This window comes from Enterobacter sp. 725m/11 (assembly GCF_011683705.1).
Lineage (GTDB): Bacteria > Pseudomonadota > Gammaproteobacteria > Enterobacterales > Enterobacteriaceae > Enterobacter > Enterobacter bugandensis.
The window spans coordinates 16912-41775 of sequence record NZ_JAAQOK010000042.1; the positions used below are offsets into that span (position 1 = coordinate 16912).

Genomic DNA, 24864 nt, shown 5'->3' on the forward strand with positions numbered 1-24864 from the left:
CGGCAATAGTCTGACATTGTAGCGGGTCAGGCTGGCATCGGAAAATAACATTTTCGTCACGTTTATATATTTTACCCCGACTCCACAAAAGTTGCATTGCAAATGGTGTTTACCCCTCCGCCCGTCAGGGTTTTGCTTAGGGAGTGAACAATTGTGCGTCAGAACGATGAATTTTTTTGCACTTGCTAACGAAACACGTTTTTAGATTGAAAAATGCTATTAACTTCTCGGGTTTTTATGGATTAGAATCGACGGGCTTTGTAAATCACACGCGGGTATTATTGATGACCTGCATATATCAGGGGACTGCCCAGTGGCGCGGATAACTAAAATCTCGATCACGCTCTGTGCTTTACTGTTTACATCTCTCACGTTAACGCCAGCGGCAAACGCCTCTCAGCAGGCGCGGCAATCTGCTGTACAAAAAAGCCATCTGGTGAAAGCCACAGAACGTAAGAAAAAAACCAGCAGCAAGAACGACAAGAAAAAAACCACCGCTCAGACTAAACAAACCGCTTCCAGCAAGACGAAAACAAAATCTTCCCGCACTACCCGCACCGCCAAAAATAAAGCTTCGCAGACCGCCGCTAACCTCGTTACAGAAAAATGCATTACCCGTAAAGGCCATAAAGCAAAATGCACGAAGGTAACAAAGCTGGCGGATGTGCATAAAGTGCGTGTGCAAAAAGCGCAAAAAACCGCGATGAATAAACTGATGGGGCAGATTGGCAAACCTTATCGTTGGGGCGGCAGTTCGCCGCGTACCGGTTTCGACTGCAGCGGCCTCGTCTATTACGCTTATAAAGATCTGGTTAAATTCCGTATTCCACGTACCGCCAATGAGATGTATCACCTGCGCGATGCGTCACCGGTTAACCGGGGTGAGCTGGAAAACGGCGACCTGGTCTTCTTCCGCACGCAGGGTCGCGGTACGGCTGACCACGTGGGCGTCTACGTCGGCAACGGGAAATTCATCCAGTCTCCGCGCAGCGGTCAGGACATTCAGATCACCTCGCTCAGCGAAGATTACTGGGTACGTCATTACGTCGGCGCGCGTCGCGTCATGACGCCAAAAACCATTCGTTAATCCCTGCCCTGCCGCATCTGCGGCAGGGTAAGTTCCTCTTTTGCATACCCTTTCAATTTGCTATCCTGTCCTTGTTGTCTGTAGGGTTATTGGCAACACAAAATACAATAAGGAGAGAAGCAATGTCGTTCGAATTACCTGCACTACCGTATGCAAAAGACGCCCTGGCACCGCACATTTCAGCGGAAACCCTGGAATACCACTACGGCAAGCATCATCAGACGTACGTCACTAACCTGAACAACCTCATCAAGGGCACCGATTTTGAAGGCAAAACGCTGGAAGAGATCGTTCGCAGCTCAGAGGGTGGCGTTTTTAACAACGCGGCTCAGGTGTGGAACCACACTTTCTACTGGCACTGCCTGGCGCCGAATGCCGGTGGCGAACCTGCCGGTGAACTGGCAGCCGCCATCAACACCGCCTTTGGCAGCTTTGCAGAGTTTAAAGCGAAGTTTACCGATGCCGCCATCAAGAACTTCGGTTCTGGCTGGACGTGGCTGGTAAAAGAGGCGGATGGCAAACTGGCTATCGTGTCCACGTCTAACGCGGGCACCCCGCTGACCACCAGCGCTACGCCGCTGATGACAGTGGACGTGTGGGAACATGCTTACTACATTGATTACCGCAATGCGCGCCCGAACTACCTGGAGCACTTCTGGGCTCTGGTTAACTGGGACTTTGTCGCGAAGAACTTCGCCGCGTAAGAGACACGCAGAAGGGGTAACCCTTCTGCGTTTTTGCTTATTCAGCCGTGCAAACCGCTTCAGGCTGTTTACGGCCGGACATCATCACCAGCAGCAGGCCGAGCGCGGCAATAATCGCCCCCATCACTGGCACAAAACTGTACCCAAGACCGCCTGAAATCACGGCGCCTCCGGCGGCAGCACCCAGCGCATTGCCGAGGTTGAACGCCCCGATATTCACGGAAGACGAGAGACCCGGCGCCTCATGGGCGACACGCATCACGCGCATCTGCAGCGGCGGCACCACGGCAAAGGTGGCAGCGCCCCAGACAACCATCGCAATCGCCGCGCCGAATTCATTCTGCGCCAGCCACGGGATCGCGACCATAATGACAATCAGCAGGGTTAAAAAGCCCTTCAGCGTGCCGCTCACGGAACGGTCGGCAAATTTCCCGCCGAGATAGTTGCCAATCGAGAAGCCGACGCCAATCAGCACCAGCATCGCGGTAACAAAGAGTGGCGTTGCGTGGGTAATGTCGTGTAAGACCGGCGAAATATAGGTGTAGAGGGTAAACATCGCTCCTGCCCCCAGCACGGTGGTCAGCAGCGCGGAGAGTACCTGCGGGCGCATCAGCACCGACAGCTCTCTGCGTACATCAGGGCGTTCACCCGCACTGCCTTTTGGCAGGGAGAAGAATAACGCCACCATCGAGACCACGCCCAGTCCGGCCGTCGCCAGGAAGGACATCCGCCAGCCAATGACCTCGCCCAGCCAGGTTGCCGCAGGAACACCGCCGATGTTAGCGATGGTCAGCCCCATAAACATGGTCGCCACGGCGCTGGCCTGCTTGTGTTTTGGCACCACGCTTGCGGCCACGACCGAGCCCAGACCAAAGAAGGCACCGTGGTTGAGGCTGGTCAGAATGCGCGACAGCATCAGAGTGGTGTAATCCGGCGAAATGGCCGAAAGCACGTTGCCCAGGGTGAAAATCGCCATCAGGAAAATCAGCGCATTGCGGCGCGCACGGTGCGAAAGCAGAAGCGTCATCAGCGGCGCTCCTACCATCACGCCGATGGCGTAGGCGCTGATTAACATCCCGGCGGCCGGGATCGAGACGTCCACGCCCCGGGCGATAACGGGCAGTAACCCCATCGGGGAGAATTCAGTGGTGCCAATCCCAAAAGCGCCAATCGCCAGGGCCAGCAGGGGAAAATTGATTTTCATGCGTCAACTCCGGATGCCGTGTCATGTGGTGACACAGAACAAAGAAGCGGAAAGCATGACATCAATCACAAAAAATGAGAAGTTAACAAAATGGCAAAAGATTTTTGCCAGAGAAGTAACAATCGGAGCGTTCGGGAGGGAGAAGGCTCTCCCCCCGCGTAAATCAATGCAGCGCAGCCGTCAGGCCAGCCGCCACAATCAGCGCCAGCACAATAACGGTGGTGAACAGCGAAAACTTCAGATCGGAACTCATCAATTTTTCTCCTTTTAATCCCCCCACGAAAAGTGAGCTTGCTCATTTTTGCACAGTTTACGTCAAAAATCTTCCTGGATTTAAGCTGATAAACACTTTACCTCTTCCCCTTTTCATCAAGATAGGCCAAAATTCCACGCTAAATTTATTAGCGTACCGGCCATTGACCCCCTCCTGACGTCCCGTGTCGTTTTCCCGGCGTGCCGCAATTCAAAATTGCGTGATAAGGGTGAGAGAAGGCAAACGTTTACCTTCAAGTTTTTCAGGAGTTTAGGATATGGTCTGGAGTGACATTTAATGGCAACAATTAAAGACGTAGCAAAACGCGCAAACGTTTCCACTACAACCGTATCACATGTAATTAACAAAACCCGTTTTGTGGCGGAAGAGACGCGCAACGCCGTCTGGGCAGCGATCAAAGAGCTGCACTACTCGCCAAGCGCGGTTGCGCGCAGCCTCAAGGTTAATCACACCAAGTCTATTGGTCTGCTGGCGACCAGCAGCGAAGCAGCCTATTTTGCCGAGATCATTGAAGCGGTAGAAAAAAACTGCTTCCAGAAAGGCTATACCCTGATTCTCGGCAACGCCTGGAACAGCATTGAAAAACAGCGCGCCTACCTGTCGATGATGGCGCAAAAGCGCGTGGACGGCCTGCTGGTGATGTGTTCAGAGTACCCGGAATCCGTGCTGTCGATGCTGGAAGAGTATCGCCATATCCCTATGGTGGTGATGGACTGGGGCGAAGCGCGCGCCGACTTCACCGACTCCGTTATCGATAACGCCTTCGAAGGCGGTTACATGGCGGGCCGTTATCTGATCGAACGCGGCCACCGCGAGATTGGCGTGATCCCGGGTCCGCTGGAACGCAACACCGGCGCGGGCCGCCTGGCTGGTTTTATGAAAGCGATGGAAGAAGCGCTAATCACCGTGCCGGAAAACTGGATCGTGCAGGGCGACTTTGAGCCGGAATCAGGCTACCGCGCGATGCAGCAGATCGTCTCCCAGCCTCACCGTCCAACCGCCGTCTTCTGCGGGGGCGATATCATGGCGATGGGCGCCCTCTGTGCGGCCGACGAGCTGGGTCTGCGCGTACCGCAGGACATCTCCGTGATCGGGTATGACAACGTGCGCAACGCGCGCTTCTTCACGCCAGCGTTGACCACCATTCACCAGCCGAAAGATTCACTGGGTGAAACCGCCTTCAATATGCTGCTGGACAGGATCGTCAACAAGCGTGAAGAGTCGCAGTCCATTGAAGTTCACCCTCGCCTCATCGAACGCCGTTCCGTTGCGGATGGCCCGTTCCGCGACTACCGTCGTTAATTTCATTGCGGAGCCAGTCAGTCTGGCTCCCGCAGCCACTCCCGGTTAAGCGTTTCGCTGTCCCCCAGATAGTCCAGCAGCCAGGCCATCGCCGGCGAGACATCATTTTGTTGCCAGGTGAGGCAGCAGGCCGCATCCGGGAACGGATTCTCCAGCGTTAGCTCAACCCACTCACCGGTGTCGATTCGCGGACGTGCAAAATGGGCGGGCACCATGCCTACGCAGAGCCCGGCGCTGAGGCACGTCGCCGATGATCCCCAGTCAGGGGCGACAACCCGCCGCTGGTTGTCCAGCAGCCAGGTAATTCGCTTCGGCAGCGAGCGGGAGGTATCTTCCAGCACCAGCGACGGCCAGCTGCGCAGCGTATCGTCGCTCAGCGGCCCTTCCGTCGCCGCCAGCGGATGATCGCTTGCCACCACGCATTTCCAGCTCAGCATCCCCATATCGCGGAAGGCGTAACGTCCCCCGACCGGGATCGCCTGGGTCGCGCCAATCGCCATCTCTACCCTGCCGTCCGCCAGCGCATCCCAGACGCCGTTGAACACCTCCTGCGAGACCCGCAGTTCTACGTCAGAGAAATGTCGATAAAAATCGACAATCATCTGCCGGGTGCGCTCGGGCTTAACGATGTTATCCACCGCAATGGAAAGGTGCCCCCGCCAGCCGTTCGCGATCTGCTGGCACTGCTCGCGGGTGATCTGCATTTTTTTGATAACAGAACGCCCTTCCTTTAAAAACCACGCCCCTGCGGGCGTTAATTCCACATCACGATGCCGCCGTTCAAACAGCGGTACCGCCAGCCACTCCTCAAGCTGTCGCACCGTATAGCTGATGGCTGAAGGGACGCGGTGCAACTCCTGCGCCGCTCCGCTAAAGCTGCCGTTACGCGCGACAGCATCGACCACTTCAAGAGAATAATCTGACCACATTTTCTGCCTGCAAAAAATTTGAATGCACCCGCCAAATATTAGCGTTTCACAAGCGGCTTTGCACTCCCTACACTCAGCGCCAACGTATACCTGCCTCCTCAGGAGAATAAAACAGTGCAACCCAGGAAAGGTTTTTTAGTCTGGCTCGGCGGCTTAAGCGTGCTGGGCTTTTTGGCCACCGATATGTACCTGCCGGCGTTTGCCGCCATGCAGGAAGATTTGCAAACCCCTGCTGCCGCCATCAGCGCCAGCCTGAGCCTGTTCCTGGCCGGTTTTGCCTTCGCGCAGCTGCTCTGGGGACCGCTTTCGGATCGCTTTGGGCGTAAACCGGTGCTGCTGCTGGGGCTGGCCATTTTTGCCGTGGGCTGCCTGGGGATGCTATGGGTGCGCGATGCCACCTGGCTGCTGGTGCTGCGGTTTGTTCAGGCGGTCGGCGTCTGTGCCGCGGCCGTGACCTGGCAGGCGCTGGTCACCGATTACTATCCGGCGAACCGCACTAACCGTATTTTCGCCACCATCATGCCGCTGGTGGGGCTCTCTCCGGCCCTCGCCCCGCTGCTGGGCAGCTGGATCCTCGCGCACTTTGACTGGCAGGCCATCTTTGCCACGCTGTTTGCCATCACGCTGGTGCTGATGCTGCCGGCGTTCGCCCTCAAGCCCGCGCATAAAAAAGAGGCGCACGCAGACGCGAAGCCGATTACCTTCACCTCCCTGCTGAGCGCGAAAGCGTATCGCGGCAACGTTCTGATCTATGCCGCCTGCTCGGCGAGCTTCTTCGCGTGGCTGACCGGCTCGCCGTTTATTCTGCACGATATGGGCTATAGCCCGGCGGCCATTGGCCTGAGCTACGTTCCGCAGACCATCGCGTTTCTGGTGGGCGGGTACGGCTGTCGCGCGGCGCTGCAAAAATGGGAAGGCCAGCAGATGCTGCCGTGGCTGCTGGTGCTCTATGCGCTGAGCGTCATTGGCACCTGGGCCGTTGGGTTTATTCCGGGCGCGGGTCTGGCCGAAATATTGATTCCATTCTGCGTGATGGCCATCGCGAACGGGGCGATCTACCCTATCGTTGTGGCGCAGGCGCTGCGTCCGTTCCCGCAGGCGACAGGCCGTGCGGCTGCGCTGCAGAACACCCTGCAGCTGGGGCTGTGCTTCCTGGCAAGCCTGGTGGTCTCCGCGCTGATTGCCACGCCGCTGCTGACGACAACCAGCGTGATGCTGGCTACCGTTGCGCTGGCCGTCATAGGCTATCGCATGCAGGCTTCCGCGCAGGATGAGAGCACGCAGGTAGAAACCTCGCATGCCTAATCGCGCCAGAAACTATGTTAATTTTCAGTGATTAGGTTGCTAAGAATTTTCTATTGAATCACCAAATTTTGAGGCCTATACTAAATTTGGTTCGATTAAATACGATAAATATTATGTGTTAACGGGAGCCGGAGTGCTCCCGTTTTACCATGGAAGGCATTTCGGCAAGGGTTATCTCCCTTCCTCTGTTCTACGTCGGATACTAGCCTCGCGGTATTTACCGTGAGATTTCTCACAAACCAAAAAAGCGTCTACGCTGTTTTAAGGTTCTGATCACAGTAGGGTGATGGAGAAGCTATGAGTTCATCGTGTATAGAAGAAGTCAGCGTTCCGGACGATAACTGGTCCCGGATCGTCAGTGAACTGTTAGGTCGGGCAGGCATCACTATCAACGGATCATCCCCATCGGATCCTCAGGTTAAACATCCCGATTTTTTTAAACGCGTGTTGCGCGAGGGGTCGCTAGGCCTGGGGGAAAGCTATATGGACGGCTGGTGGGAATGCGAACGGCTGGATACTTTTTTCGCCAGCGTGCTGCGTGCGGGTCTGGAAAAACAGCTCCCCCGTAATCTTAAAGACACCCTGCGTGTCGCCTCTGCCCGTCTCTTTAACCTGCAAAGTAAAAAGCGTGCCTGGATCGTCGGCAAAGAGCATTACGATCTCGGCAACGATCTGTTCAGCCGTATGCTGGACCCCTTCATGCAATACTCCTGCGCCTACTGGAAAGAGGCGTCGACGCTTGAAGAGGCTCAGCAGTCCAAGCTGCGCCTGATTAGCGAGAAATTGCAGTTGCAGCCCGGTATGCGCGTGCTGGATATTGGCTGCGGCTGGGGCGGGCTGGCGTATTTTATGGCGAAGCACTACGGCGTCAGCGTGGTCGGCGTCACCATTTCCGCTGAACAGCAAAAAATGGCGCAGGAGCGGTGCCTGGGGCTTGATGTGGATATCCGCCTGCAGGATTACCGGGATCTGAACGAACAGTTTGACCGGGTCGTTTCCGTGGGCATGTTCGAGCACGTCGGGCCGAAAAATTACGACACCTATTTCGAGGTGGTGGACCGTAATCTGAAACCGGACGGTATTTTCCTGCTGCACACCATCGGCTCTAAGCGGACCGACAATAACGTTGACCCGTGGATCAACAAATACATCTTTCCGAATGGCTGTTTACCGTCCGTACGCCAGATTGCCAACGCCAGCGAATCCCATTTCGTGATGGAAGACTGGCATAACTTCGGCGCGGATTACGACACCACGTTAATGGCGTGGCATGCACGTTTTCAGGAAGCCTGGCCTGAAATTGCGGACAACTATTCTGAACGATTCAAGCGGATGTTTAGCTATTATCTGAATGCCTGCGCGGGGGCGTTTCGCGCGCGAGATATTCAGCTCTGGCAGGTTGTTTTTAGCCGTGGGATTGAACACGGCTTGCGGGTCGCACGCTAGAAAAATAACCCCGGTCAGCCGGGGTTATTTTTTATTCTTCTTCTACAGCTTTAATTATTGCGGCTTCTTTTGCGGCCAGCACGCGCTCAACGGTATCTACAACCGCCTGGGTTTGCGGATCGATTTCGATATTCACGCGATGCCCCAGTTTTTTCGAACCCAGCGTGGTGCGCTGCAGCGTCTCGGGAATTAAATGCACGCAAAAACGCGTCGGAGTAACTTCTCCCACCGTCAGACTAATCCCATCAATGCCAATAAACCCTTTATAGAGGATGTATTTCATTAATGACGGGTCCTGCACTTTAAACCAGATTTGACGGTTATTTTCTGATGTAACGATTTTCGCCACTTCGGCGGTGGTCATGATGTGCCCGGACATCAGATGGCCGCCAATCTCGTCGCTGAACTTCGCCGCGCGCTCAACGTTGACGGTGTCCCCCACCACAAGCTCGCCCAGGTTGGTAATACGCAGCGTCTCTTTCATTAAATCAAAGCTAATCTGGTTGCCATTAATTTCGGTGACGGTCAGGCAGCAGCCGTTATGGGCAACCGAGGCGCCGGTTTCGATGCCGTCGAGCATATATTCCGGCAGCTCTACAACATGAGTACGAAAATTAGGTTTTTCATCGATGGACACCACTTTGGCGGTGCCCTGCACAATACCAGTAAACATGCTTACAACTCCTGTTTTTTCCGGACGGTGGTGACACCGTTTAATCCCACCACAATAACAGTTGGAAAAACAGGTTGCCAGCGGAGCGCATTTTCTGGCGATTTTTTCACTAGATAAATAGCTAAAGCCCGCTACAATAGCTGGCACCCCCCTGCATTTTCTTCTTGCTGCCCGTTTCGGCGGCTTTTTTAGTCTCTCATATAACTACAAAATAAAGGTGTTCACGTGCAGAAGTACATGAATGAAGCGCGCCAGCTATTGGCACTGGCTATACCAGTGATCGTCGCGCAGGTGGCCCAGACCGCAATGGGATTTGTGGATACGGTAATGGCGGGTGGCTACAGCGCCACCGACATGGCGGCCGTTGCCATCGGCACGTCAATCTGGCTGCCGGCCATCCTGTTCGGCCACGGTCTGCTGCTCGCCCTCACCCCGGTTATCGCTCAGCTTAATGGCTCGGGTCGTCGCGAGCGTATTGCCCATCAGGTCCGCCAGGGTTTCTGGCTGGCAGGGTTTGTCTCCGTGCTGATTATGATCGTGCTCTGGAACGCGGGTCATATCATCCGCGCCATGCATAATATTGACCCGGCGCTGGCAGACAAAGCCGTGGGCTATCTGCGTGCCCTGCTCTGGGGTGCGCCCGGCTACCTCTTTTTCCAGGTCGCCCGTAACCAGTGTGAAGGGCTGGCGAAAACCAAGCCAGGCATGGTGATGGGCTTTATCGGCCTGCTGGTGAATATTCCGGTGAACTACATCTTTATCTACGGCCATTTCGGCATGCCGGAGCTGGGCGGCGTCGGCTGTGGCGTGGCGACGGCTGCCGTTTACTGGGTCATGTTCTTCTCGATGCTTACCTTTGTGAAGCGCGCCCGCTCCATGCGCGATATTCGTAACGAGAACAGATTCAGCACGCCGGACTGGAACATCATGACGCGCCTGGTGCAGCTGGGGCTGCCGATTGCCCTTGCGCTGTTCTTTGAGGTGACCCTATTTGCCGTGGTCGCCCTGCTGGTCTCCCCGCTGGGCATTGTGGACGTCGCCGGGCACCAGATTGCGCTCAACTTCAGCTCTCTGATGTTTGTTCTGCCCATGTCGCTGGCCGCGGCAGTGACGATCCGCGTGGGCTTCCGCCTGGGGCAAGGCTCGACGCTTGATGCGCAAACCGCCGCGCGCACCGGATTAGGCGTTGGCGTCTGCATGGCCATTTGCACGGCGCTTTTTACCGTGGCGCTGCGCGAGCAAATTGCCCTGCTCTATAACGATAATCCGGAGGTCGTCACGCTGGCATCGCACCTGATGCTGCTGGCCGCGATTTACCAGATTTCTGACTCCATTCAGGTGATTGGCAGCGGCGTATTGCGCGGCTATAAAGACACGCGTTCGATCTTCTTTATTACCTTTATCGCCTACTGGGTGCTGGGTCTGCCTACTGGCTACGTGTTGGCGCTGACCGATCTGGTCGTTGATCGCATGGGGCCGGCCGGATTCTGGATGGGCTTTATCATCGGACTGACGTCGGCGGCGATCATGATGATGATGCGCATGCGCTTCCTGCAGCGCCAGCCGTCAACGGTAATTTTGCAGCGCGCTGCGCGTTAACTACGCAGTAGCCGCCAGCTGGCGGCTACTTTCTCTTCACTTTGCGCGGTAATGAAGCAATCGCGTGAAATCAGAGAGAAAAATGCGTTTTCCCTCTTGCCTCCTTGATGCTGTGCCGCTAATATTCGTCCCCGTTGTCACCGACAACACGTTGCGTTCATAGCTCAGTTGGTTAGAGCACCACCTTGACATGGTGGGGGTCGTTGGTTCGAGTCCAATTGAACGCACCATTCTGCGTCCGTAGCTCAGTTGGTTAGAGCACCACCTTGACATGGTGGGGGTCGGTGGTTCGAGTCCACTCGGACGCACCATTTCAGTCCTGAAATGGTGCAAATTCTCTACTTTTACCCTGAATTTTCTTAATCGCTTATTTTCATCATTATTCTCCTGCTACGCTTTTCTTATGGAATGAATACAGGAAGCGCGTCAATGAAGAATATCGCGATTATCGGCTCCGGCCCCACAGGGATTTACACCTTTTATCATCTGCTTAATAACAGCACCCCGCTCTCCGTATCCGTCTTCGAACAGGCCGATGAAGCCGGCGTGGGCATGCCCTATAACGACGACAATAATTCCCGGCTGATGCTGGCGAACATTGCGAGCATAGAAATTCCGCCCATTTTTATGACCTACCTCGACTGGCTCAAGGAACAGAGCGACACCCATCTGGCGCGCTTTAAGGTTGATAAAGCCAGCCTGCATGACCGGCAGTTCCTGCCCAGACTCCTGTTGGGAGAGTATTTTCGCGACAGCTTGCGTTCAATCGTGAAAGAGGCAAAAAAGCTGGGGTTCCAGGTTACGGTCCATGAATCCGCGAAGGTAACGGACATCATCCCCTCGACAACCGGCGTAACGCTTTCCGTCAACGACACCACTTTGCCAGATCGGTTCGACCTGGCGGTTATCGCCACCGGCCACGTCTGGCCAGATGAGGAGGAAGCTACGCGCACGTTCTTCCCCAGCCCGTGGTCGGGGTTGATGGACGCCAGCATTCCCCCTTGTCGCGTGGGCATTATGGGAACGTCGTTGAGCGGTCTGGACGCGGCTATGGCGGTGGTAATGCAGCACGGTGAGTTTCGTGACGGTAAATTCCTCCTCGACAAGGGCAGTGAAGGGTTAAACATTACGCTGATGTCCCGCACGGGCATTCTGCCGGAAGCCGATTTTTACTGTCCAATCCCTTACGAACCGCTGTCGGTATTGACCGAATTTGTGGTTGAACACGAGATAGCCAAAGGATCGGACGGCCTGCTTGACCGCATATTTTCCCTGATGGTGAAAGAGCTCGAGCTCGCTGACCCGGCGTGGTGCGAGAAAATTTCTCTGCGTAACCAGGATGCCGACAGCCTTCGTGAGGCATGGTTTGAGGACCGTAAACGGCACGGGCCCTTTACCTGGGCGGAAGAGAACCTCAGCGAGGTTGAACGCAACAAACGCGAACGGCGCACCGTGGCCTGGCGCTATACCGTCCTTCGACTGCATGAGGTGGTTCAGGAGATTGTGCCCCACCTCAGCGAAGAGGACAGAGAGCGCTTTAAGCAGGGCCTCGCCCGCGTGTTTATCGACAACTATGCCGCCATTCCGCCGCAGTCTATCCGCAGGCTGCTTGCGCTTCGCGAGGCCGGCATCATTAGCGTGGCGGCGCTCGGCGATGATTACACGCTCGACGCTGGCAGCGATCGGACGGTAATTACCACCAAAGAGAGCGTTTATCGTTTCGACGTGTTTATTGACGCGCGCGGACAAAAGCCGCTCAAAACAAAGGATTTGCCTTTCCCGACGCTGCGTAAACAGCTGGCAGAGACGGGCGACGAGATACCCGACGTTGGCGAGGATTACACGCTTAAAGCGCCTGAAACGGTTCGCGGGCGCATTGCTTTCGGTGCTATACCGTGGCTGATGCACGATAGTCCCTTCGTTCAGGGGCTGGCGGAGTGTGCGGAGATTGCAGAGGCGATGGCGAAGGCGGCTGAAAAACCTGCCTCGGGGAGACGGCGTCGGTTACCGTACGTGGAGAACTGACAGGGCTTCCATGCCCTGCTATCGGTGATTACTCGAAGAAGACCTCCGGGTTTTCCGACAGCGATACGAACGTTTTGGTGTTCTTATCCAGTGCAAGGATTTTGCCGCTTTCAATGTCATACACCCAACCGTGCAGACGAAGCGAATTATTACGCAGGCCCACCGCGACGGACGGATGGGTCTTGATGTTGCTCAGCTGCGCAAACACGTTCTCCTGCACCATCGCATTCACTTTATCGATAGGCTTATCCCAGCTTTTCTTCTCTACCACGGCTTTCGCCGCGTCGGAATAGCGCAGCCAGTGCGATACGGCTGGCATTGGCTCCAGGTTGGCGTTATCGGCAATTGCCTTCATCGCGCCGCAGTTGGAGTGGCCGCAGATCACGATATCCGTCACGCCCAGCGCCACCACCGCGTACTCGATAGTTGCAGATACGCCGCCCGGCTCCGGCCCGAAAGGCGGGACAATGTTGCCAGCATTACGAATGACAAAAAGCTGTCCCGGCTCTTGCTGGGTGACCAGTTCAGGAACCAGACGGCTGTCGGAGCAGGAGATGAACAGCGCTTTGGGATTCTGGCTGGACGCTAAACTGCGAAAGAGCTCTTTACGTTGCGGGAAAATCTCTTTTTGAAAGCTGAGAAAACCTTCAATGATATGTTGCATAGCAATTTCTCTTTTATCTGTTTTCGTTTAGGTATGATCGCGATCACACTCGTAAAGTTTACCCACCGTACTTTACCTGAGACAAGCAATATATTTCTGGCCCGACCGCTGCACGATGTCGTCGGCGTTCGCCGGGATGTTTTGCCCTTCGAATGCGCCGTAAAGACGAGCGAACGATTTTCCCGCCAGGCGCCGGGTAACGTCCTCAACCGTACGGGCAGGCAGCGGGAGCATATTCGGGTAGCTCCACATAAAAGACACCGCATCTTTCCCCGGGGTGACCTGCAAAATATCCCCCGCCAGCAAAACGCCCTCGCCCTCCTGCCAGTGCAGCACCGTTCCGCCCGCAAAATGGCCGCCGAGACGTAGCAACGTGACGGACGGCCAAATCTCCAGCGCCTCCCCATCCCAGAAATGAATCGCCGGGCTGTTGCGCATCACCCATTCGCGGTCGCTGGCGTGCAGGTAGACTGGCGCATCGAAAGCCGCGGCCCACTCCTGCATCGTGGTGTAATAGTGCGGATGCGAAATCGCAATGGCGTGAAGGCCACCGAGCGCGGTGATGAGCGTTTGGGTTGCCGGGTCAAGGTTGGCAATGCAGTCCCAAAGAATATTGCCGTGCGGGGTGCGCAGAAGCAGCGCCCTCTGGTTAATCGCAAAAGCGGGAACCGTTTTGATACTGAACAGCGCGGGCTCCAGCTGCTGCCATTTACTCACGTGCGTGGCCGTCACCGTCGCGTAATCAATCCACGCCTGACCGCTGACCGGGACATACTGGCGTTCATCCTCGCAAATCGGACATCTCTCCGGCTTTCCATCATAGGAGGTACCGCAGGTTTTACAGAGTGTAATCATGAGCGCTCCTCGGTGATAAAGCACTGAGTATGGCAGGGATTATCCTTATGTGCTGCGAGGTACATTGCCGATGTTTTTTACCCTATACTGTGCCAGTATCAAAAACCGAACAGAGCAGGTGCAACATGGAAATTGATCTCGATAACTTAGTTTTTAACGGTCTGGATGAAGCGGAAGAGCGTAACGCGGAACGTCTGGACGACGCGGATAAAAAAGCGCAGGCGATTGTTGCCGACGACGACTGCGGTGATGCCTGCAAGATTTGATAAAAAAAGCACCGGTAAACCGGTGCTTTTTTTATATTACTTTTTCAGCCCGTCAATGGCCGCCTGAGCGCAGGCTTCATCAAGATGACCGCCCGGCGCGCCGCCGATGCCGATCGCCCCAATCACCTCATCGCCTTCTTTTACCGGCAGACCACCTGCCAGCAGCAGGTAGCCAGGAATATCACGCATGTTCTGTGCGCCCGCATTGCTCTGCGCCGCTTCCATCACTTTGCCTGACGCATTCTTTGCGCTGAGCGCCGTAAACGCTTTCATTTCGCTGGCTTTAACCGTGTGAGGACCGGCGTTATCCATACGCTGCACCGCTTTTACCACGCCCGCACGGTCAACCACCGTGACCGCGACCTGGTAATTTTTCGCTGCACAGGACTGAATGGCGGATGTTGCCAGTGCGTTAGCCTGCGTCAGAGAGAGATTTTTTTGGGTCAACGTCTCGGCCTGTGCGGCCAGGCTTACGCTACCTGCGACCAGTGCCGCAACCATCATGACTTTTTTCATCGCACTTCCTCGCGTGTTGTTAGACATCCCGGAGGTTACTTAACGGCGCGATGAAACGTAATTCGGTTGATTACGCACTCCACCTGGTAGTTATACGGATTGCAATTTATCGTACGCCCGGCTCGCCTGTACCAGACTGGTGACGCCGAGCTTGGCAAACGCCGCCGCACGGTGCGCTTCCACGGTTCTCGGGGAAAGATTCAGGCGTGCTGCCACCTCTTTATTACTGCACCCTTCCATCAGTACGGTCAGTACCTCGTGCTCCCGCGCGGTTAGCTGTTCAAAGCGTGCTTTGATCTGCGAAATATCCTGCCAGGTGGCAGACCGTCGCTGGCTCTCCTCAAAGGCCAGCCCAACCGTTTCGATGAGCTTATCGGCGTCTAACGGCTTGGTGAAAAACTCAAATACGCCGTTGCGAAACGCGCGACGGCAGGCGTCGATCGTTCCGTGTCCGGTCATGACAACGACCGGCAGCAGCGGCCACGGCCATTCGCCCTCTTCCAGCCACGCCAGCCCGCCTTTACCCGGCATGCGCATATCCAGCAGCAGACAGCCGACAAGCGACGATTCACCGCTCTGCGCCTGAGTAAAAGCCTCGACGCTCGCAAACGTCTTAACCTGCCAGCCCATCCCCGACAGTAAAAACGACAGGGATTCTCTGATGGACTCGTCGTCATCAATGAGCCAGACCACCTTATCCATGTTTTAACTCCTTTCCTGCTGCCAGCTGCAAGCGGATCTGCGCCCCACCCTGCGGGGCATTGTCCAGGGCGATCGAGCCGTTCATGCGCGTCATCAGCGTTTCCGTTAACGTCATTCCCAGCCCAATTCCGCCGGGGCGTCCGCTAAAGAATGGCATAAATGCGTTCTGCAGGGCATCCGGGCTAAACCCGGGCCCGCCGTCGGTCAGGGTAACCAGAATGCCCTTCTCATTTTTCTGACTGTCGATTCGCACCCAGCCGTCCGCGCTCTCCTGCTGCGCCTGAATCGCATTGCTGAGCAGATTATGCAGGATCTGCTCCAGCCAGAGTCGGTCCGCCATTACGGTCGTAGCATCCACAGCAAACGCATGAATAACCGCGATACGCCGGGATTTACGCTCGTGCTCCAGTAAATTCTCCACCTGCTGCCAGCACTGTACCAGATCGGTTTCGCGCAGGGTCACCTTTTCCTGTACCACATGCTCGCGAAACCGGGTCAGCAAGGCGCTGATACGCTGCGTTTGCAGCAGCGCGACCGCGAGCGCCTGCGACACGGCCTGCGGATTATCCTGCTGCTGTCGCTGCGCCCCCTGGATCCAGGTTTGCACGGCGGTCAGCGGCTGGTTGATTTCATGGACGATGCCCGCGGTGATCTCTCCCAGCGTGTTAAGCCTGGCGTGCTGATAATAGAGCGCACGCTGCTCAGCCTGCTGGCGCTGTTTGCGCTGCCAGAGCACGGTTCCCGCGCCCCCAATCACTATCCCCCATGTCAGAAACAGCAGCGGATACGCCAGCCAGGAGACCCTGAACCAGTCCGGATCTGCCGCGGCAGTGAGAATAAAGGGCTGAGTATGCTGCGGGAAGGTGCGCTGCCAGTGCCAGAAAGTGCCCGTTGACCGCGGACGATCGTCATTCGAAAGGTTCAGATGCAGCTCTGCAAAGCTATGGATCGGCGCAAGCAGCGCGCTTAAGTCGATCAGGATGCGGATCTGCCGCCACGGGTTGTATAACCAGTACTGAACGCCGCGAAAAGGCTCCACGCGGGCGGCGTCCAGCGCGCGACCGGTGGTTTTTTCCAGAGCCTTAATGTGGGGGAATTTTTTGCGTAACGCGGTGAGGTCTTCATCGCCGGTCAGAAGCGGAAGTACCGACTCGTTTTGCGTCAGCACGGCGCCGATCCCCGAATACAGCGCCGTAAACTCGCGATCGCGCTCCCAGAACTGGCGGCGTATCTGTTCCGCATACAGCAGCACGCCGCTTATCAGGCAGACCACCACCCACGCAGCGATGCTGCGCTTTATCATCTTTTTTATGCTCATCGCGTTAACTGGCCCGTCATTCAGGCTGTCGACATTACCAGTTAACGTTGATGAGAACAAAAAAACGCGGGCGTAATCAGACCTCCGGCGTTTTGCTAAAGCCGGTCAGCATCAGGATCAGGCTTTGCGGGGAAGACGCCGTCTCAAACTGGTAGTGATTTCCCTGACGATCGCCGCCGATGTACCACGAAATCTCGGTTTTCCCTTCTGCCAGCGCCTTGCGCACCGCTTTATCTACGTCCACCATCCGGTATTCGCGGGAGTGGTTAAGGTAAAGCACCGCATCCGAGCGGTAGTTACAGGCTGGCCGCGACTGCCAGCTCACGCTGGCCGGATCCCAGTCGTTGCTTGCCGGATAGAAGAAAATTTGATCCGCGCCGTTGGTTTCCACTTTCCCGCCATAAATCCGCACGCGGTATTTAAACTGCGAAGGATCCTGTCCGGCAGGCAGCGGGGGAATGTGAAACTTCACCAGCGACAGCGTTTCGCTGTTTTTGGTGCGCCCGCCGTTCTGCCAGTTATCCTGCACCAGCAGGACCTGGGGCTCTGGCTGGGTAAGCGCGGGCTCCAGGCTGCTGAGCCAGACGCTGGCCTTCGCTTTTGAATAACCATACGGAACGGTGGTGCCGCAGTCCAGACCGCGGTTCATGCACAGGTCGGTCATAAAGCGCGCGGCGTCTTCCGTCCAGCCGTTCATAAAATCAGCATGCGCCGTATACAGGCTCCCCCACCGCTCTTCACGCTCGTTGCCGTGCATGATGGGGTCGAGAGAAAGCTGCGCTTTGCTGGTATCAAGCGAGCTAATCGTCGGGAGCACGTACGCAATGTTCATGTTCACGGTGGGAATTTTCACCGGGAAGTCGGACGGGCACTGCCCTTTGGTGTCGTAGGTGGCGTTGGCCAGACCGTGAGCGGGCTTAAGATTTACCCCGTCCCAGCAGTTCGGAAACTGAATGCCAATATTAAACTGCACGGCATCGTTCGCCTTGCGTAAGCCGCAGACCTCACCCGTTTTGGTGGTGTAGCCCTTGCCGTTAGCGCACAGGAAGGTGATATGTGGATTCGGCGCGGTGCCGTGATGATCGCCCGCCAGCAGCGACAGCCCCGCCGGGAACGGGTGCAGCGGCCAGGCGTCGACGTTCGATGCCTGATAATAGGTTTTTTGATAGGCGGGTTTGACCACCGTTCCGTCAGGCAATTTCAGAGAGGGTGCCCAGTAGGCCGAGCTGTCTGCTTTGTTATCGCAGGTGGTCTTTTCATCTTTACGCAGCGATTCACGGCTGGAGAAGGCATCAGTTTGCACGTTGCCAAAAAAATCGTGCAGCATGGCCTCGTTGGGCATGCCGTGCATCATAATGGCATCGTCGCCGAGCGTGTGGGAGTAACCGCAGACGACGTGCGCCTGTGGCGCAGCGTGCGCCGCCTGCATGGCAATCAGTAGTGCGGTGGCAGAAAGTGCCGGGATTAATACTGTCCGTTTCATTATCATCTCCTTCTGAGAAAGGAGATATTGGTATCAAAACGGCCAGGGTTTACCGAGGATTTGCCCGCGTATTTTTCCGTTCATCCCTGCTTTACACGGATCACGCACAGCTCATTCCAGTACGTTTCGCGCGTGCGGCGAAGTTCAGCGTGACGTTTTATCATGGAACCACTCCGGGTCGATGTTAGCGACGTCCACGCCATACAGGCTGGCAACAGGCAGTATTGACTCCAGAACACGCTGCGCGCTGTTCTCCGCATTCGCTGGCCGGGTCGCAAAAAACCGCCGTAGCGTGCCGATCCATTTTTTCATTGCCTTTACCCCTCTCGCTTCACCAGCCCTGAGTTAAGCACGCGTTTCCTGGCCGCGGAAATATCAATTCCGGCAGTCGATGTGCAGGATGTGCAAATAGCTCCTTACATTTACCTGCCGGTAACATACTGTTCACTAATGCTTTTTTGTATAGAGCAAAGAACAATTTCTTATTTGGCGATAGCTTTTGCTTATGGGAGCGTAACGGTGCAAAACAAAAACAACGGGACGAACGATGACTATGGCAGCAAAGATGAAAAGGTTTAAAAAAGGGACGGCAGTTCTGGGATTACTGGCCGCCGGGAGCCTGTTTTCAGCGCAGGCGCTGGCCGATCGGCTGGAGGATATTAAGGCCGCGGGGGTGGTGAAAGTCGCCACGTTTGACGCCAACCCACCGTTTGGCTCAATTGATGCAAAAACGCACGAGATCGTGGGTTACGACGTGGACTTTGCCAAAGCACTGGCAAAATCACTCGGCGTGAAGCTTGAACTGGTTGCCACCAATCCGGCCAACCGCATTCCGCTGCTTCAGTCCGGTAAAGCAGACCTGATCGTAGCGGATATCACCATCACCCCGGAACGCGCGCAGGTGATTGATTTCTCCACCCCCTATTTCGTGACCGGACAACAGTTCCTGGTTCCCGCCAAATCGCCCGATAAGCTGGATGAATACAGCCGGGCGCGCATTGGCGCGGTCAAAGGCACCACGGGTGAACAGGCGCTCCACCAGCGTTTCCCGCAGTCCCGCGTGCTGGCTTATGACGACATTCCTCTGGCGCTGACGGCGCTGCGCAACGGCAACGTGCAGGCCATTACCCAGGACAGCACAATTCTTGCAGGCCTGCTGGCACAGGCCCCGGATAAAGCGAACTTCAAAATCCTGCCCGATCTGCTCAGTAAAGAAGAAATTGGCGTCGGGGTGAAGAAAGGTGAAACGGCGCTGCTGAAAGCAGTCAATGATGAGCTGGTTAATCTCGAGAAGAACGGTCAGGCGGCAAAAATCTATGACGTCTGGTTTGGCCCAAACACGCCCGCTCCACAGCCTCGCGCCTTTAAAATAGAAGCCAGGTAATTATGCTCTCAGGTTTATTTTCCCACTCCGCGGCCGTTGCCGCGGATTTTTCACATCTGGAACAGGCCAGTGTTGAGTTTCGTCACGTGGACAAACGCTACGGCGACCATCAGGTTTTACGCGACATTAACCTCACCATCACGCCCGGTGAAGTGGTTGCTATTCTCGGCCCTTCCGGTTCGGGTAAATCAACGCTGATCCGTCTTATCAATCAGCTTGAAACCCTGAGCGGCGGGGAAATCCTGGTCGACAGCAAGCCGACCGGGCAGCTTTCCGGCAGCAGGCTGCGTCAGCTGCGCAGCCGCGTTGGATTTGTGTTTCAGCAGTTCAATCTGTATGCCCACCTCACCGCCAGCCAGAACATCACCCTGGCGCTGGAGCATGTGCACGGCTGGAAGCCGCAGCCAGCTCAGGAGCGCGCGCTGGCGCTGCTGGAGAAGGTCGGAATGCAGGAAAAGGCTCACCACTTCCCCGCTGAGCTTTCCGGCGGCCAGCAGCAGCGCGTGGCGATTGCCCGCGCCCTGGCCTCATCGCCGCAGATCATCCTCTTCGACGAGCCGACGTCGGCGCTCGATCCGGAGATGATTGGCGAAGTGTTATTCGTCATGAAAGCCCTTGCCCATAGCGGGATCACCATGATTGTCGTGACTCATGAGATGCAGTTCGCCCGGGAAATTGCCGACCGGATTGTCTTTATCGACGGCGGGCAGATTCTTGAAACCTCGCCGCCGGGGCAATTTTTCCGTCAACCGTCGCATCCCCGGGCGCAGCGTTTCCTGCAAAAAGTGCTGAACCCGCTGCACCAGGAGCACCTCTGATGCCCGCCCTCGACTGGCAGGGCGTGCTGGCCGGACAGCCTCTGCAGTGGATACTCTCCGGTTTTCTCACCACCCTGTGGGTGACGCTGGCGGGGGGCCTGATCGCCAGCCTGCTTGCACTGACCTTTTTGCTCCTGCGTCTTTCCGGTGGACGCATCGGGAATGCGGTCGTCAACGGCTGGGTATCGCTGTTTCGCAATACGCCGCTGTTGGTGCAGCTGCTGTTCTGGTATTTCGCCGCCTGGAACGGGTTACCGCAGGGCTTTCGAGACGCGGTGAATGCGGATCACAACTGGTCAATTCTGCCCGGCGACGTCTGGTGGTTTACCCCTGAGTTTTTATGTTCTGCCTGGGGGTTGGGCGTCTTTACCTCGGCATTTTTAATTGAGGAAGCGGCATCGGGACTGCGTTCTGTTCCTGCCGGACAGCAGGAAGCGGCGCTGGCGCAAGGATTCTCCTCGTGGCGTTTATTTCGCTACATCCTTCTGCCGCAGGGGCTCGCCAACGCCTGGCAGCCCGTTGTCGGCCAGTACCTCAACTTGATGAAGCTCTCCTCGCTCGCCAGCGGGATTGGCTTCGCTGAGCTAACCTACCAGGTCCGGCAGATTGAAAGTTACAACGCCCACGCCATGGAGGCGTTTATCGTCGGTACGGTGCTCTATTTGCTTACCGGCATTGTCATGGGGATGGTGCTGGTGCGCGTCGGTCCGCATTCAGGGAGGAAAAAAGATGGTTGCAGGATTTAACGTTATTGTCGAAAACCTGGATTATCTGCTGTGGGGACGAACGGCAGCGGGTGAACCCGGCGGCGTACTGCTTTCGCTGCTGATGGCCGCAGGGGCCGCCCTGCTTGCGCTTCCCGGCGGCGTGGCGCTGGCGTGCCTCGCCTGGCGCTATCCTGGGCTGGTGCGCAGGGGGCTTTTTCTGTGGGCAGAGCTGATTCGCGGTATTCCCCTGATTTTTGTGATTTTCTGGATGTGGTACCTGTTGCCGCTGATCACCGGCGGGGACCTGCCGGGGGCGCTGACCGTGACGCTGGCGCTGGCCTGGTTTACGGCGGCATCGGTGATGCATTCGGTTTTTGCCGGGCTCAGGGCGCTCCCTGCGGGTCAACACGAAGCCGCGCTGTCTCAGGGGTTCAGCACGCAGCAAACCCTGTGGCGCGTGCTGCTGCCGCAGACGCTGAGAAATATTTTGCCGTCGCTGGTGGGAATTTTTATCAGCCTGCTGAAGGATACGTCGCTGGCATTCATCGTCAACGTCCCGGAGCTAACCACGGTGGCGGGACAGGTCAACAACCGGGTGCAAATCTACCCGGCGGCCATCTTTATCTTTACGGGTGCGGTCTATTACCTGCTCTGCTGCTCGCTTGAACAGGTCGCGAAACGCTGGCGCGTTAGCCGGCCAGCGCCTTAACCACCGTTTCCATCGCTTCGGTTGTCAGTGCGCTGCGCTTGATGCGCTGGTTCGCCAGCGCCGTGCGCAGCACGCCCGCAATGACAATATGCTTCGGCTCCTGCCCTAAATCACGCATCTCCAGCACCACCTTTCCGACCACCCGGCACATCTCCTGGTACAGCGCTTCATCTTTGGTCACGTTACCCATCGTCATCACTCCATTGCCTGTTAAACGTTGAGCTTAAATGATTCTCCCGCCGGATACAAAAAAGAAGCCCGGCGAGGATCTCGCCGGGCTTCATCTGGAAAATCAAATAATTAGTTGTTTACTGGAATGACCGCGCCTTTGTATTTGGTGCGGATCCAGTCCTGAATCTCTTTGGAGTGCAGCACGTTCACCAGCGCGACGATGTCTTTCTTTTTCTCGTCGCCACGATGCACGGTAATGATGTTGGCGTACGGGTTGTTTTCACCGCTCTCGACCGCAATCGGGTCGTGAACCGGATCCAGACCGGCATCTATCGCATAGTTGGCGTTAATCACCACCGCGTCGCCTTCGTCGTTGTTGTACATCTGCGGCAGCAGGGACGCTTCCACGTTCGGCGTGAACTTCAGTTTTTTCGGGTTCTCAACGATATCGCTGATGCGCGCCGTCACTTTGTCGATGCCCGGCTTCAGCTTGATCACGCCCTCTTTTTCGAAGATGGAGAGAATACGGCCTTCCTCGGAAACCGCATCACGCATGATGATCTTGCCGCCTTCCGGCAGGTCCTTCAGGGATTTGTATTTTTTTGAGTAGATGCCGATTGGCTCAATGTGGATCGCGCCCGCACTGACAAAATCGTAGTCTTTATCGCCAGCATGATCTTTCAGCACGCTGTTCAGGTAAGGAATGTGCTGGAAATAGTTCGCGTCGATGTCATGACCCGCCAGCGCAGTGTTCGGCAGAATGTAGTCCTGGAACGGTTTAATCTCCAGGTCGATTCCCTGCTTAGCCAGAATCGGCTTTGCCTGCTCCAGAATTTCGGCGTGCGGCGTGTTGGATGCGCCCACGGTCAGGGTGTCGGCCCAGGAGGCGAAGCTCAGGGCGCTCAGGGTTGCGGCGGCGATCAGCGTCAGTGTCTTTTTCATGATGTGGTTCCTGTGTGTATTTATTAGCGTTTATCTAACAGTGAAGTAATGACATCGCCGCAGAACTGGATAATGAAAACGATGATCAGAATGGTCACCGTTGCCACCAGCGTGACGTCACCATGGTTGCGCTGGAATCCTTCCAGATAAGCCAGATTTCCCAAACCACCGGCGCCAATCACCCCCGCCATTGCGCTGTAGCTCACCAGCGCAATCAGCGTTACCGTAATACCCGATACCAGTGCAGGTGATGACTCCGGCAGTAAAACCCGAAACACGAGCGTGCTCAGCCGTGCGCCCATCGAGCGCGTGGCTTCAATCACGCCTTTATCCACTTCACGCAGGGCGATCTCCACCAGGCGTGCGTAGAACGGTGCGGCGCCCACGATCAGCGCCGGCAGCGCCGCGTTGGCACCAAGAATGGTGCCGACAACGGTCTTGGTGAACGGGATCAGCAGGACGATCAGAATGATGAACGGAATCGAGCGGAACACGTTCACCACAATCGAAATGACGCTGTAGACCGTGCGGTTGTGGAACAAGCCACCGCGCGCGGTTAAAAAAAGCGCCAGCCCCAGCACGATGCCCAGCACAAAGGTCGCCACGCCGGACAGCGCGGTCATGTACAGCGTCTCCAGCGTTGCAGCCCAGAGCTGATCCCACTTAAGATGCGGAAAGAGATTCTCAAACATGTTTAATTACCTCGCCTTCAATATCGCTGTGCTGCAGGTCGGCGAGGATATTGTTCAGTTGTTCATCGGATGCCGCCACGTGGACCCAGAGCTGCCCGAAAACACCGTGGGCGGTCTGCGTCATTTTTCCGTGCAGGATGTTAAACGGCAGGCCGTAGCGCAGGGTGAGTTCCCCGACAATCGGCTTGTGCGTGCTGTGTCCGGTAAAGGTCAGCCTGATCACCGTGCCTTCCAGATCGTTTGCGAGTTCAGTATTGAAGGTCTCTTCCTCGGCGTACTGGCTCACCTGGCGGACAAACTGCTGCGTAATCGGCTGCTGCGGATGGGTAAAGACGCTCAGCACGTCGCCCTCTTCCACCACTTTGCCGTTCTCCATCACCGCCACGCGGTCGCAGATTTTGCGCACCACGTGCATCTCGTGCGTGATCAGCACGATGGTGAGCTTGAAGCGGCGGTTAATGTCCAGCAGCAGATCGAGGATCTGATCGGTGGTCTGCGGGTCGAGCGCGGACGTAGCCTCATCGCAGAGCAGCACGTCGGGGTTGTTGGCCAGCGCGCGCGCAATCCCCACGCGCTGCTTTTGCCCGCCGCTCAGCTGCGACGGATACGCATTTTCGCGTCCCTTCAGGCCAACCAGCTCCACCAGTTCGGCGACGCGCGCCTTAATCTTCGCTTTTGGCACACCGGCAATTTGCATGGAGAAAGCAATGTTCTCACTCACCGTGCGCGACCACAGCAGGTTGAAGTGCTGAAACACCATGCTTATTTTCAGACGCGCCTGGCGCAGCGCTTCACCTTTTGCGGCGGAGATATCCTGCCCGTTAATGGTGACGCTCCCGGCGCTGGGTTTCTCCAGACCGTTCAGCAGGCGAATCAGCGTGCTTTTCCCGGCGCCGCTGTAACCGATAATTCCGTATATTTGTCCCTGTGCTATCGTCAAATTGACGTTATCAACGGCTGTGAGTGCCACCTTTCCGTTGTCAAAAACCTTCGAAATATTGCTCAGTACAATCATTCTTATTCGTTATCCGTGCCGCCCTCGGCGGTTTAGCAGTATGGATGTCCAAAAGATAGTAAACAGGCGTTATC

General features: G+C 56.2%; 27 protein-coding genes and 2 tRNA genes. 14 read left to right on the forward strand and 15 right to left on the reverse strand.

What is annotated here, in order from left to right; all coding sequences use genetic code 11:
• Nucleotides 1–313: 313 nt before the first annotated feature.
• Both HBA26_RS17280 and sodB read left to right on the forward strand, forming a co-directional pair.
• Complete coding sequence (locus tag HBA26_RS17280; protein ID WP_028012893.1) at nucleotides 314–1087, forward strand: C40 family peptidase; 774 nt, start codon at nucleotides 314–316, stop codon at nucleotides 1085–1087.
• A gap of 122 nt (nucleotides 1088–1209) precedes the next feature.
• Nucleotides 1210–1791, forward strand: coding sequence for a superoxide dismutase [Fe] (sodB, locus tag HBA26_RS17285; protein WP_063438362.1), 582 nt, complete (start codon nucleotides 1210–1212; stop codon nucleotides 1789–1791).
• 37 nt (nucleotides 1792–1828) lie between these two features.
• Here the strand turns inward: sodB and HBA26_RS17290 are convergent, their stop codons facing one another.
• Complete coding sequence (locus tag HBA26_RS17290) at nucleotides 1829–2995, reverse strand: MFS transporter (protein ID WP_100170409.1); 1167 nt, start codon at nucleotides 2993–2995, stop codon at nucleotides 1829–1831.
• 163 nt (nucleotides 2996–3158) lie between these two features.
• Nucleotides 3159–3248, reverse strand: a complete 90-nt coding sequence (locus HBA26_RS17295; protein ID WP_020688313.1) for a YnhF family membrane protein — start codon at nucleotides 3246–3248, stop codon at nucleotides 3159–3161.
• 297 nt (nucleotides 3249–3545) lie between these two features.
• On the opposite strand from HBA26_RS17295, the gene purR reads away from it, so the two are divergent.
• Entirely contained in the window at nucleotides 3546–4571 is a 1026-nt protein-coding gene (gene purR, locus HBA26_RS17300) for an HTH-type transcriptional repressor PurR (protein ID WP_008500597.1), read from the forward strand.
• A gap of 17 nt (nucleotides 4572–4588) precedes the next feature.
• Here purR and punR read toward each other — a convergent pair whose 3' ends face one another.
• Nucleotides 4589–5500: a DNA-binding transcriptional activator PunR gene (gene punR, locus HBA26_RS17305; RefSeq protein WP_028012890.1), complete on the reverse strand. Its 912-nt coding sequence runs from the start codon at nucleotides 5498–5500 to the stop codon at nucleotides 4589–4591.
• Nucleotides 5501–5614: 114 nt separating this feature from the next.
• Between punR and punC the strand changes: the two genes are divergently transcribed.
• On the forward strand, nucleotides 5615–6805 hold the full coding sequence (gene punC, locus HBA26_RS17310; protein ID WP_047368404.1) for a purine nucleoside transporter PunC: 1191 nt from the start codon (nucleotides 5615–5617) through the stop codon (nucleotides 6803–6805).
• A 297-nt stretch (nucleotides 6806–7102) separates the two neighbouring features.
• Nucleotides 7103–8251: a cyclopropane fatty acyl phospholipid synthase gene (gene cfa, locus HBA26_RS17315; protein ID WP_126345690.1), complete on the forward strand. Its 1149-nt coding sequence runs from the start codon at nucleotides 7103–7105 to the stop codon at nucleotides 8249–8251.
• A 31-nt stretch (nucleotides 8252–8282) separates the two neighbouring features.
• On the opposite strand, the gene HBA26_RS17320 is transcribed toward cfa, so the two are convergent.
• Complete coding sequence (locus HBA26_RS17320) at nucleotides 8283–8924, reverse strand: riboflavin synthase (RefSeq protein WP_028012887.1); 642 nt, start codon at nucleotides 8922–8924, stop codon at nucleotides 8283–8285.
• Nucleotides 8925–9149: 225 nt separating this feature from the next.
• Here HBA26_RS17320 and mdtK point away from each other — a divergent pair, with 225 nt between their 5' ends.
• The 4 genes from mdtK to HBA26_RS17340 all read left to right on the forward strand — a co-directional run bounded on the left by mdtK (nucleotide 9150) and on the right by HBA26_RS17340 (nucleotide 12548).
• Nucleotides 9150–10523, forward strand: a complete 1374-nt coding sequence (gene mdtK, locus HBA26_RS17325) for an MdtK family multidrug efflux MATE transporter (protein ID WP_047368403.1) — start codon at nucleotides 9150–9152, stop codon at nucleotides 10521–10523.
• 153 nt (nucleotides 10524–10676) lie between these two features.
• Nucleotides 10677–10753, forward strand: a tRNA-Val gene (locus tag HBA26_RS17330).
• Nucleotides 10754–10757: 4 nt separating this feature from the next.
• Nucleotides 10758–10834: transfer RNA gene (locus tag HBA26_RS17335), tRNA-Val, on the forward strand.
• 118 nt (nucleotides 10835–10952) lie between these two features.
• Nucleotides 10953–12548 (forward strand): FAD-NAD(P)-binding protein, encoded by a 1596-nt coding sequence (locus HBA26_RS17340; RefSeq protein ID WP_126345691.1) that lies wholly within the window; start codon nucleotides 10953–10955, stop codon nucleotides 12546–12548.
• A gap of 28 nt (nucleotides 12549–12576) precedes the next feature.
• Here HBA26_RS17340 and HBA26_RS17345 read toward each other — a convergent pair whose 3' ends face one another.
• On the reverse strand, nucleotides 12577–13212 hold the full coding sequence (locus HBA26_RS17345; protein WP_028012884.1) for a carbonic anhydrase: 636 nt from the start codon (nucleotides 13210–13212) through the stop codon (nucleotides 12577–12579).
• 72 nt (nucleotides 13213–13284) lie between these two features.
• On the reverse strand, nucleotides 13285–14067 hold the full coding sequence (locus tag HBA26_RS17350; protein WP_166720963.1) for an MBL fold metallo-hydrolase: 783 nt from the start codon (nucleotides 14065–14067) through the stop codon (nucleotides 13285–13287).
• A gap of 125 nt (nucleotides 14068–14192) precedes the next feature.
• Here HBA26_RS17350 and HBA26_RS17355 point away from each other — a divergent pair, with 125 nt between their 5' ends.
• Nucleotides 14193–14333 carry a hypothetical protein gene (locus tag HBA26_RS17355; protein ID WP_003857665.1) on the forward strand — a complete coding sequence of 47 codons (141 nt, stop codon included), beginning with the start codon at nucleotides 14193–14195 and terminating at the stop codon, nucleotides 14331–14333.
• 36 nt (nucleotides 14334–14369) lie between these two features.
• Here the strand turns inward: HBA26_RS17355 and HBA26_RS17360 are convergent, their stop codons facing one another.
• The 5 genes from HBA26_RS17360 to HBA26_RS17380 form a co-directional block, all read right to left on the reverse strand.
• Nucleotides 14370–14849, reverse strand: a complete 480-nt coding sequence (locus HBA26_RS17360) for a heme-binding protein (RefSeq protein WP_047368400.1) — start codon at nucleotides 14847–14849, stop codon at nucleotides 14370–14372.
• Between the two features lie 90 nt (nucleotides 14850–14939).
• A complete protein-coding gene (locus HBA26_RS17365; RefSeq protein WP_063153887.1) occupies nucleotides 14940–15551 on the reverse strand; it encodes a LuxR C-terminal-related transcriptional regulator in 612 nt (203 codons plus the stop codon).
• Nucleotides 15544–16854, reverse strand: a complete 1311-nt coding sequence (locus HBA26_RS17370; RefSeq protein ID WP_243854848.1) for an ATP-binding protein — start codon at nucleotides 16852–16854, stop codon at nucleotides 15544–15546. Before HBA26_RS17370 ends, HBA26_RS17365 begins: the two co-directional genes overlap by 8 nt.
• 91 nt (nucleotides 16855–16945) lie before the next feature.
• On the reverse strand, nucleotides 16946–18352 hold the full coding sequence (locus tag HBA26_RS17375; RefSeq protein ID WP_063153885.1) for a DUF1996 domain-containing protein: 1407 nt from the start codon (nucleotides 18350–18352) through the stop codon (nucleotides 16946–16948).
• A 144-nt stretch (nucleotides 18353–18496) separates the two neighbouring features.
• Complete coding sequence (locus HBA26_RS17380; protein WP_032644868.1) at nucleotides 18497–18664, reverse strand: hypothetical protein; 168 nt, start codon at nucleotides 18662–18664, stop codon at nucleotides 18497–18499.
• A gap of 241 nt (nucleotides 18665–18905) precedes the next feature.
• On the opposite strand from HBA26_RS17380, the gene HBA26_RS17385 reads away from it, so the two are divergent.
• Genes HBA26_RS17385 through HBA26_RS17400 form a run of 4 tightly spaced genes read left to right on the forward strand, consistent with a single transcriptional unit; the run spans nucleotide 18906 to nucleotide 21970 of the window.
• Entirely contained in the window at nucleotides 18906–19736 is an 831-nt protein-coding gene (locus tag HBA26_RS17385; RefSeq protein ID WP_071993779.1) for an ABC transporter substrate-binding protein, read from the forward strand.
• A gap of 2 nt (nucleotides 19737–19738) precedes the next feature.
• A complete protein-coding gene (locus HBA26_RS17390; RefSeq protein ID WP_063153884.1) occupies nucleotides 19739–20554 on the forward strand; it encodes an amino acid ABC transporter ATP-binding protein in 816 nt (271 codons plus the stop codon).
• Nucleotides 20554–21300, forward strand: coding sequence for an amino acid ABC transporter permease (locus HBA26_RS17395; RefSeq protein ID WP_063153883.1), 747 nt, complete (start codon nucleotides 20554–20556; stop codon nucleotides 21298–21300). Before HBA26_RS17390 ends, HBA26_RS17395 begins: the two co-directional genes overlap by 1 nt.
• Nucleotides 21284–21970: an ABC transporter permease subunit gene (locus HBA26_RS17400; RefSeq protein ID WP_126345694.1), complete on the forward strand. Its 687-nt coding sequence runs from the start codon at nucleotides 21284–21286 to the stop codon at nucleotides 21968–21970. Before HBA26_RS17395 ends, HBA26_RS17400 begins: the two co-directional genes overlap by 17 nt.
• Here the strand turns inward: HBA26_RS17400 and fumD are convergent.
• The 4 genes from fumD to HBA26_RS17420 form a co-directional block, all read right to left on the reverse strand.
• Nucleotides 21951–22160, reverse strand: a complete 210-nt coding sequence (gene fumD / locus HBA26_RS17405; protein WP_028012876.1) for a fumarate hydratase FumD — start codon at nucleotides 22158–22160, stop codon at nucleotides 21951–21953. The genes HBA26_RS17400 and fumD overlap by 20 nt on opposite strands.
• Before the next feature lie 110 nt (nucleotides 22161–22270).
• On the reverse strand, nucleotides 22271–23083 hold the full coding sequence (locus tag HBA26_RS17410) for a MetQ/NlpA family ABC transporter substrate-binding protein (RefSeq protein WP_028012875.1): 813 nt from the start codon (nucleotides 23081–23083) through the stop codon (nucleotides 22271–22273).
• A 23-nt stretch (nucleotides 23084–23106) separates the two neighbouring features.
• On the reverse strand, nucleotides 23107–23775 hold the full coding sequence (locus tag HBA26_RS17415; protein ID WP_049138910.1) for a methionine ABC transporter permease: 669 nt from the start codon (nucleotides 23773–23775) through the stop codon (nucleotides 23107–23109).
• Nucleotides 23768–24790, reverse strand: coding sequence for an ATP-binding cassette domain-containing protein (locus HBA26_RS17420; protein ID WP_126345695.1), 1023 nt, complete (start codon nucleotides 24788–24790; stop codon nucleotides 23768–23770). The genes HBA26_RS17415 and HBA26_RS17420 overlap by 8 nt, the downstream gene beginning before the upstream one ends.
• Nucleotides 24791–24864 lie beyond the last annotated feature (74 nt).

Excerpts from the sequence above, each read along its gene's own strand:
- HBA26_RS17340 (WP_126345691.1), top strand. The coding sequence starts at position 10,953 with ATGAAGAATATCGCGATTATCGGCTCCGGCCCCACAGGGATTTACACC.
- HBA26_RS17355 (WP_003857665.1), top strand. The coding sequence starts at position 14,193 with ATGGAAATTGATCTCGATAACTTAGTTTTTAACGGTCTGGATGAAGCG.
- punR (WP_028012890.1), bottom strand. The coding sequence starts at position 5,500 with ATGTGGTCAGATTATTCTCTTGAAGTGGTCGATGCTGTCGCGCGTAAC.
- HBA26_RS17345 (WP_028012884.1), bottom strand. The coding sequence starts at position 13,212 with ATGCAACATATCATTGAAGGTTTTCTCAGCTTTCAAAAAGAGATTTTC.
- HBA26_RS17375 (WP_063153885.1), bottom strand. The coding sequence starts at position 18,352 with ATGAAACGGACAGTATTAATCCCGGCACTTTCTGCCACCGCACTACTG.
- HBA26_RS17370 (WP_243854848.1), bottom strand. The coding sequence starts at position 16,854 with ATGATAAAGCGCAGCATCGCTGCGTGGGTGGTGGTCTGCCTGATAAGC.
- sodB (WP_063438362.1), top strand. The coding sequence starts at position 1,210 with ATGTCGTTCGAATTACCTGCACTACCGTATGCAAAAGACGCCCTGGCA.
- HBA26_RS17290 (WP_100170409.1), bottom strand. The coding sequence starts at position 2,995 with ATGAAAATCAATTTTCCCCTGCTGGCCCTGGCGATTGGCGCTTTTGGG.
- HBA26_RS17380 (WP_032644868.1), bottom strand. The coding sequence starts at position 18,664 with ATGAAAAAATGGATCGGCACGCTACGGCGGTTTTTTGCGACCCGGCCA.
- fumD (WP_028012876.1), bottom strand. The coding sequence starts at position 22,160 with ATGGGTAACGTGACCAAAGATGAAGCGCTGTACCAGGAGATGTGCCGG.
- HBA26_RS17365 (WP_063153887.1), bottom strand. The coding sequence starts at position 15,551 with ATGGATAAGGTGGTCTGGCTCATTGATGACGACGAGTCCATCAGAGAA.
- HBA26_RS17410 (WP_028012875.1), bottom strand. The coding sequence starts at position 23,083 with ATGAAAAAGACACTGACGCTGATCGCCGCCGCAACCCTGAGCGCCCTG.
- purR (WP_008500597.1), top strand. The coding sequence starts at position 3,546 with ATGGCAACAATTAAAGACGTAGCAAAACGCGCAAACGTTTCCACTACA.
- HBA26_RS17415 (WP_049138910.1), bottom strand. The coding sequence starts at position 23,775 with ATGTTTGAGAATCTCTTTCCGCATCTTAAGTGGGATCAGCTCTGGGCT.
- HBA26_RS17320 (WP_028012887.1), bottom strand. The coding sequence starts at position 8,924 with ATGTTTACTGGTATTGTGCAGGGCACCGCCAAAGTGGTGTCCATCGAT.
- HBA26_RS17390 (WP_063153884.1), top strand. The coding sequence starts at position 19,739 with ATGCTCTCAGGTTTATTTTCCCACTCCGCGGCCGTTGCCGCGGATTTT.
- cfa (WP_126345690.1), top strand. The coding sequence starts at position 7,103 with ATGAGTTCATCGTGTATAGAAGAAGTCAGCGTTCCGGACGATAACTGG.
- HBA26_RS17400 (WP_126345694.1), top strand. The coding sequence starts at position 21,284 with ATGGTTGCAGGATTTAACGTTATTGTCGAAAACCTGGATTATCTGCTG.
- HBA26_RS17295 (WP_020688313.1), bottom strand. The coding sequence starts at position 3,248 with ATGAGTTCCGATCTGAAGTTTTCGCTGTTCACCACCGTTATTGTGCTG.
- HBA26_RS17350 (WP_166720963.1), bottom strand. The coding sequence starts at position 14,067 with ATGATTACACTCTGTAAAACCTGCGGTACCTCCTATGATGGAAAGCCG.
- HBA26_RS17395 (WP_063153883.1), top strand. The coding sequence starts at position 20,554 with ATGCCCGCCCTCGACTGGCAGGGCGTGCTGGCCGGACAGCCTCTGCAG.
- HBA26_RS17385 (WP_071993779.1), top strand. The coding sequence starts at position 18,906 with ATGGCAGCAAAGATGAAAAGGTTTAAAAAAGGGACGGCAGTTCTGGGA.
- HBA26_RS17420 (WP_126345695.1), bottom strand. The coding sequence starts at position 24,790 with ATGATTGTACTGAGCAATATTTCGAAGGTTTTTGACAACGGAAAGGTG.
- HBA26_RS17360 (WP_047368400.1), bottom strand. The coding sequence starts at position 14,849 with ATGAAAAAAGTCATGATGGTTGCGGCACTGGTCGCAGGTAGCGTAAGC.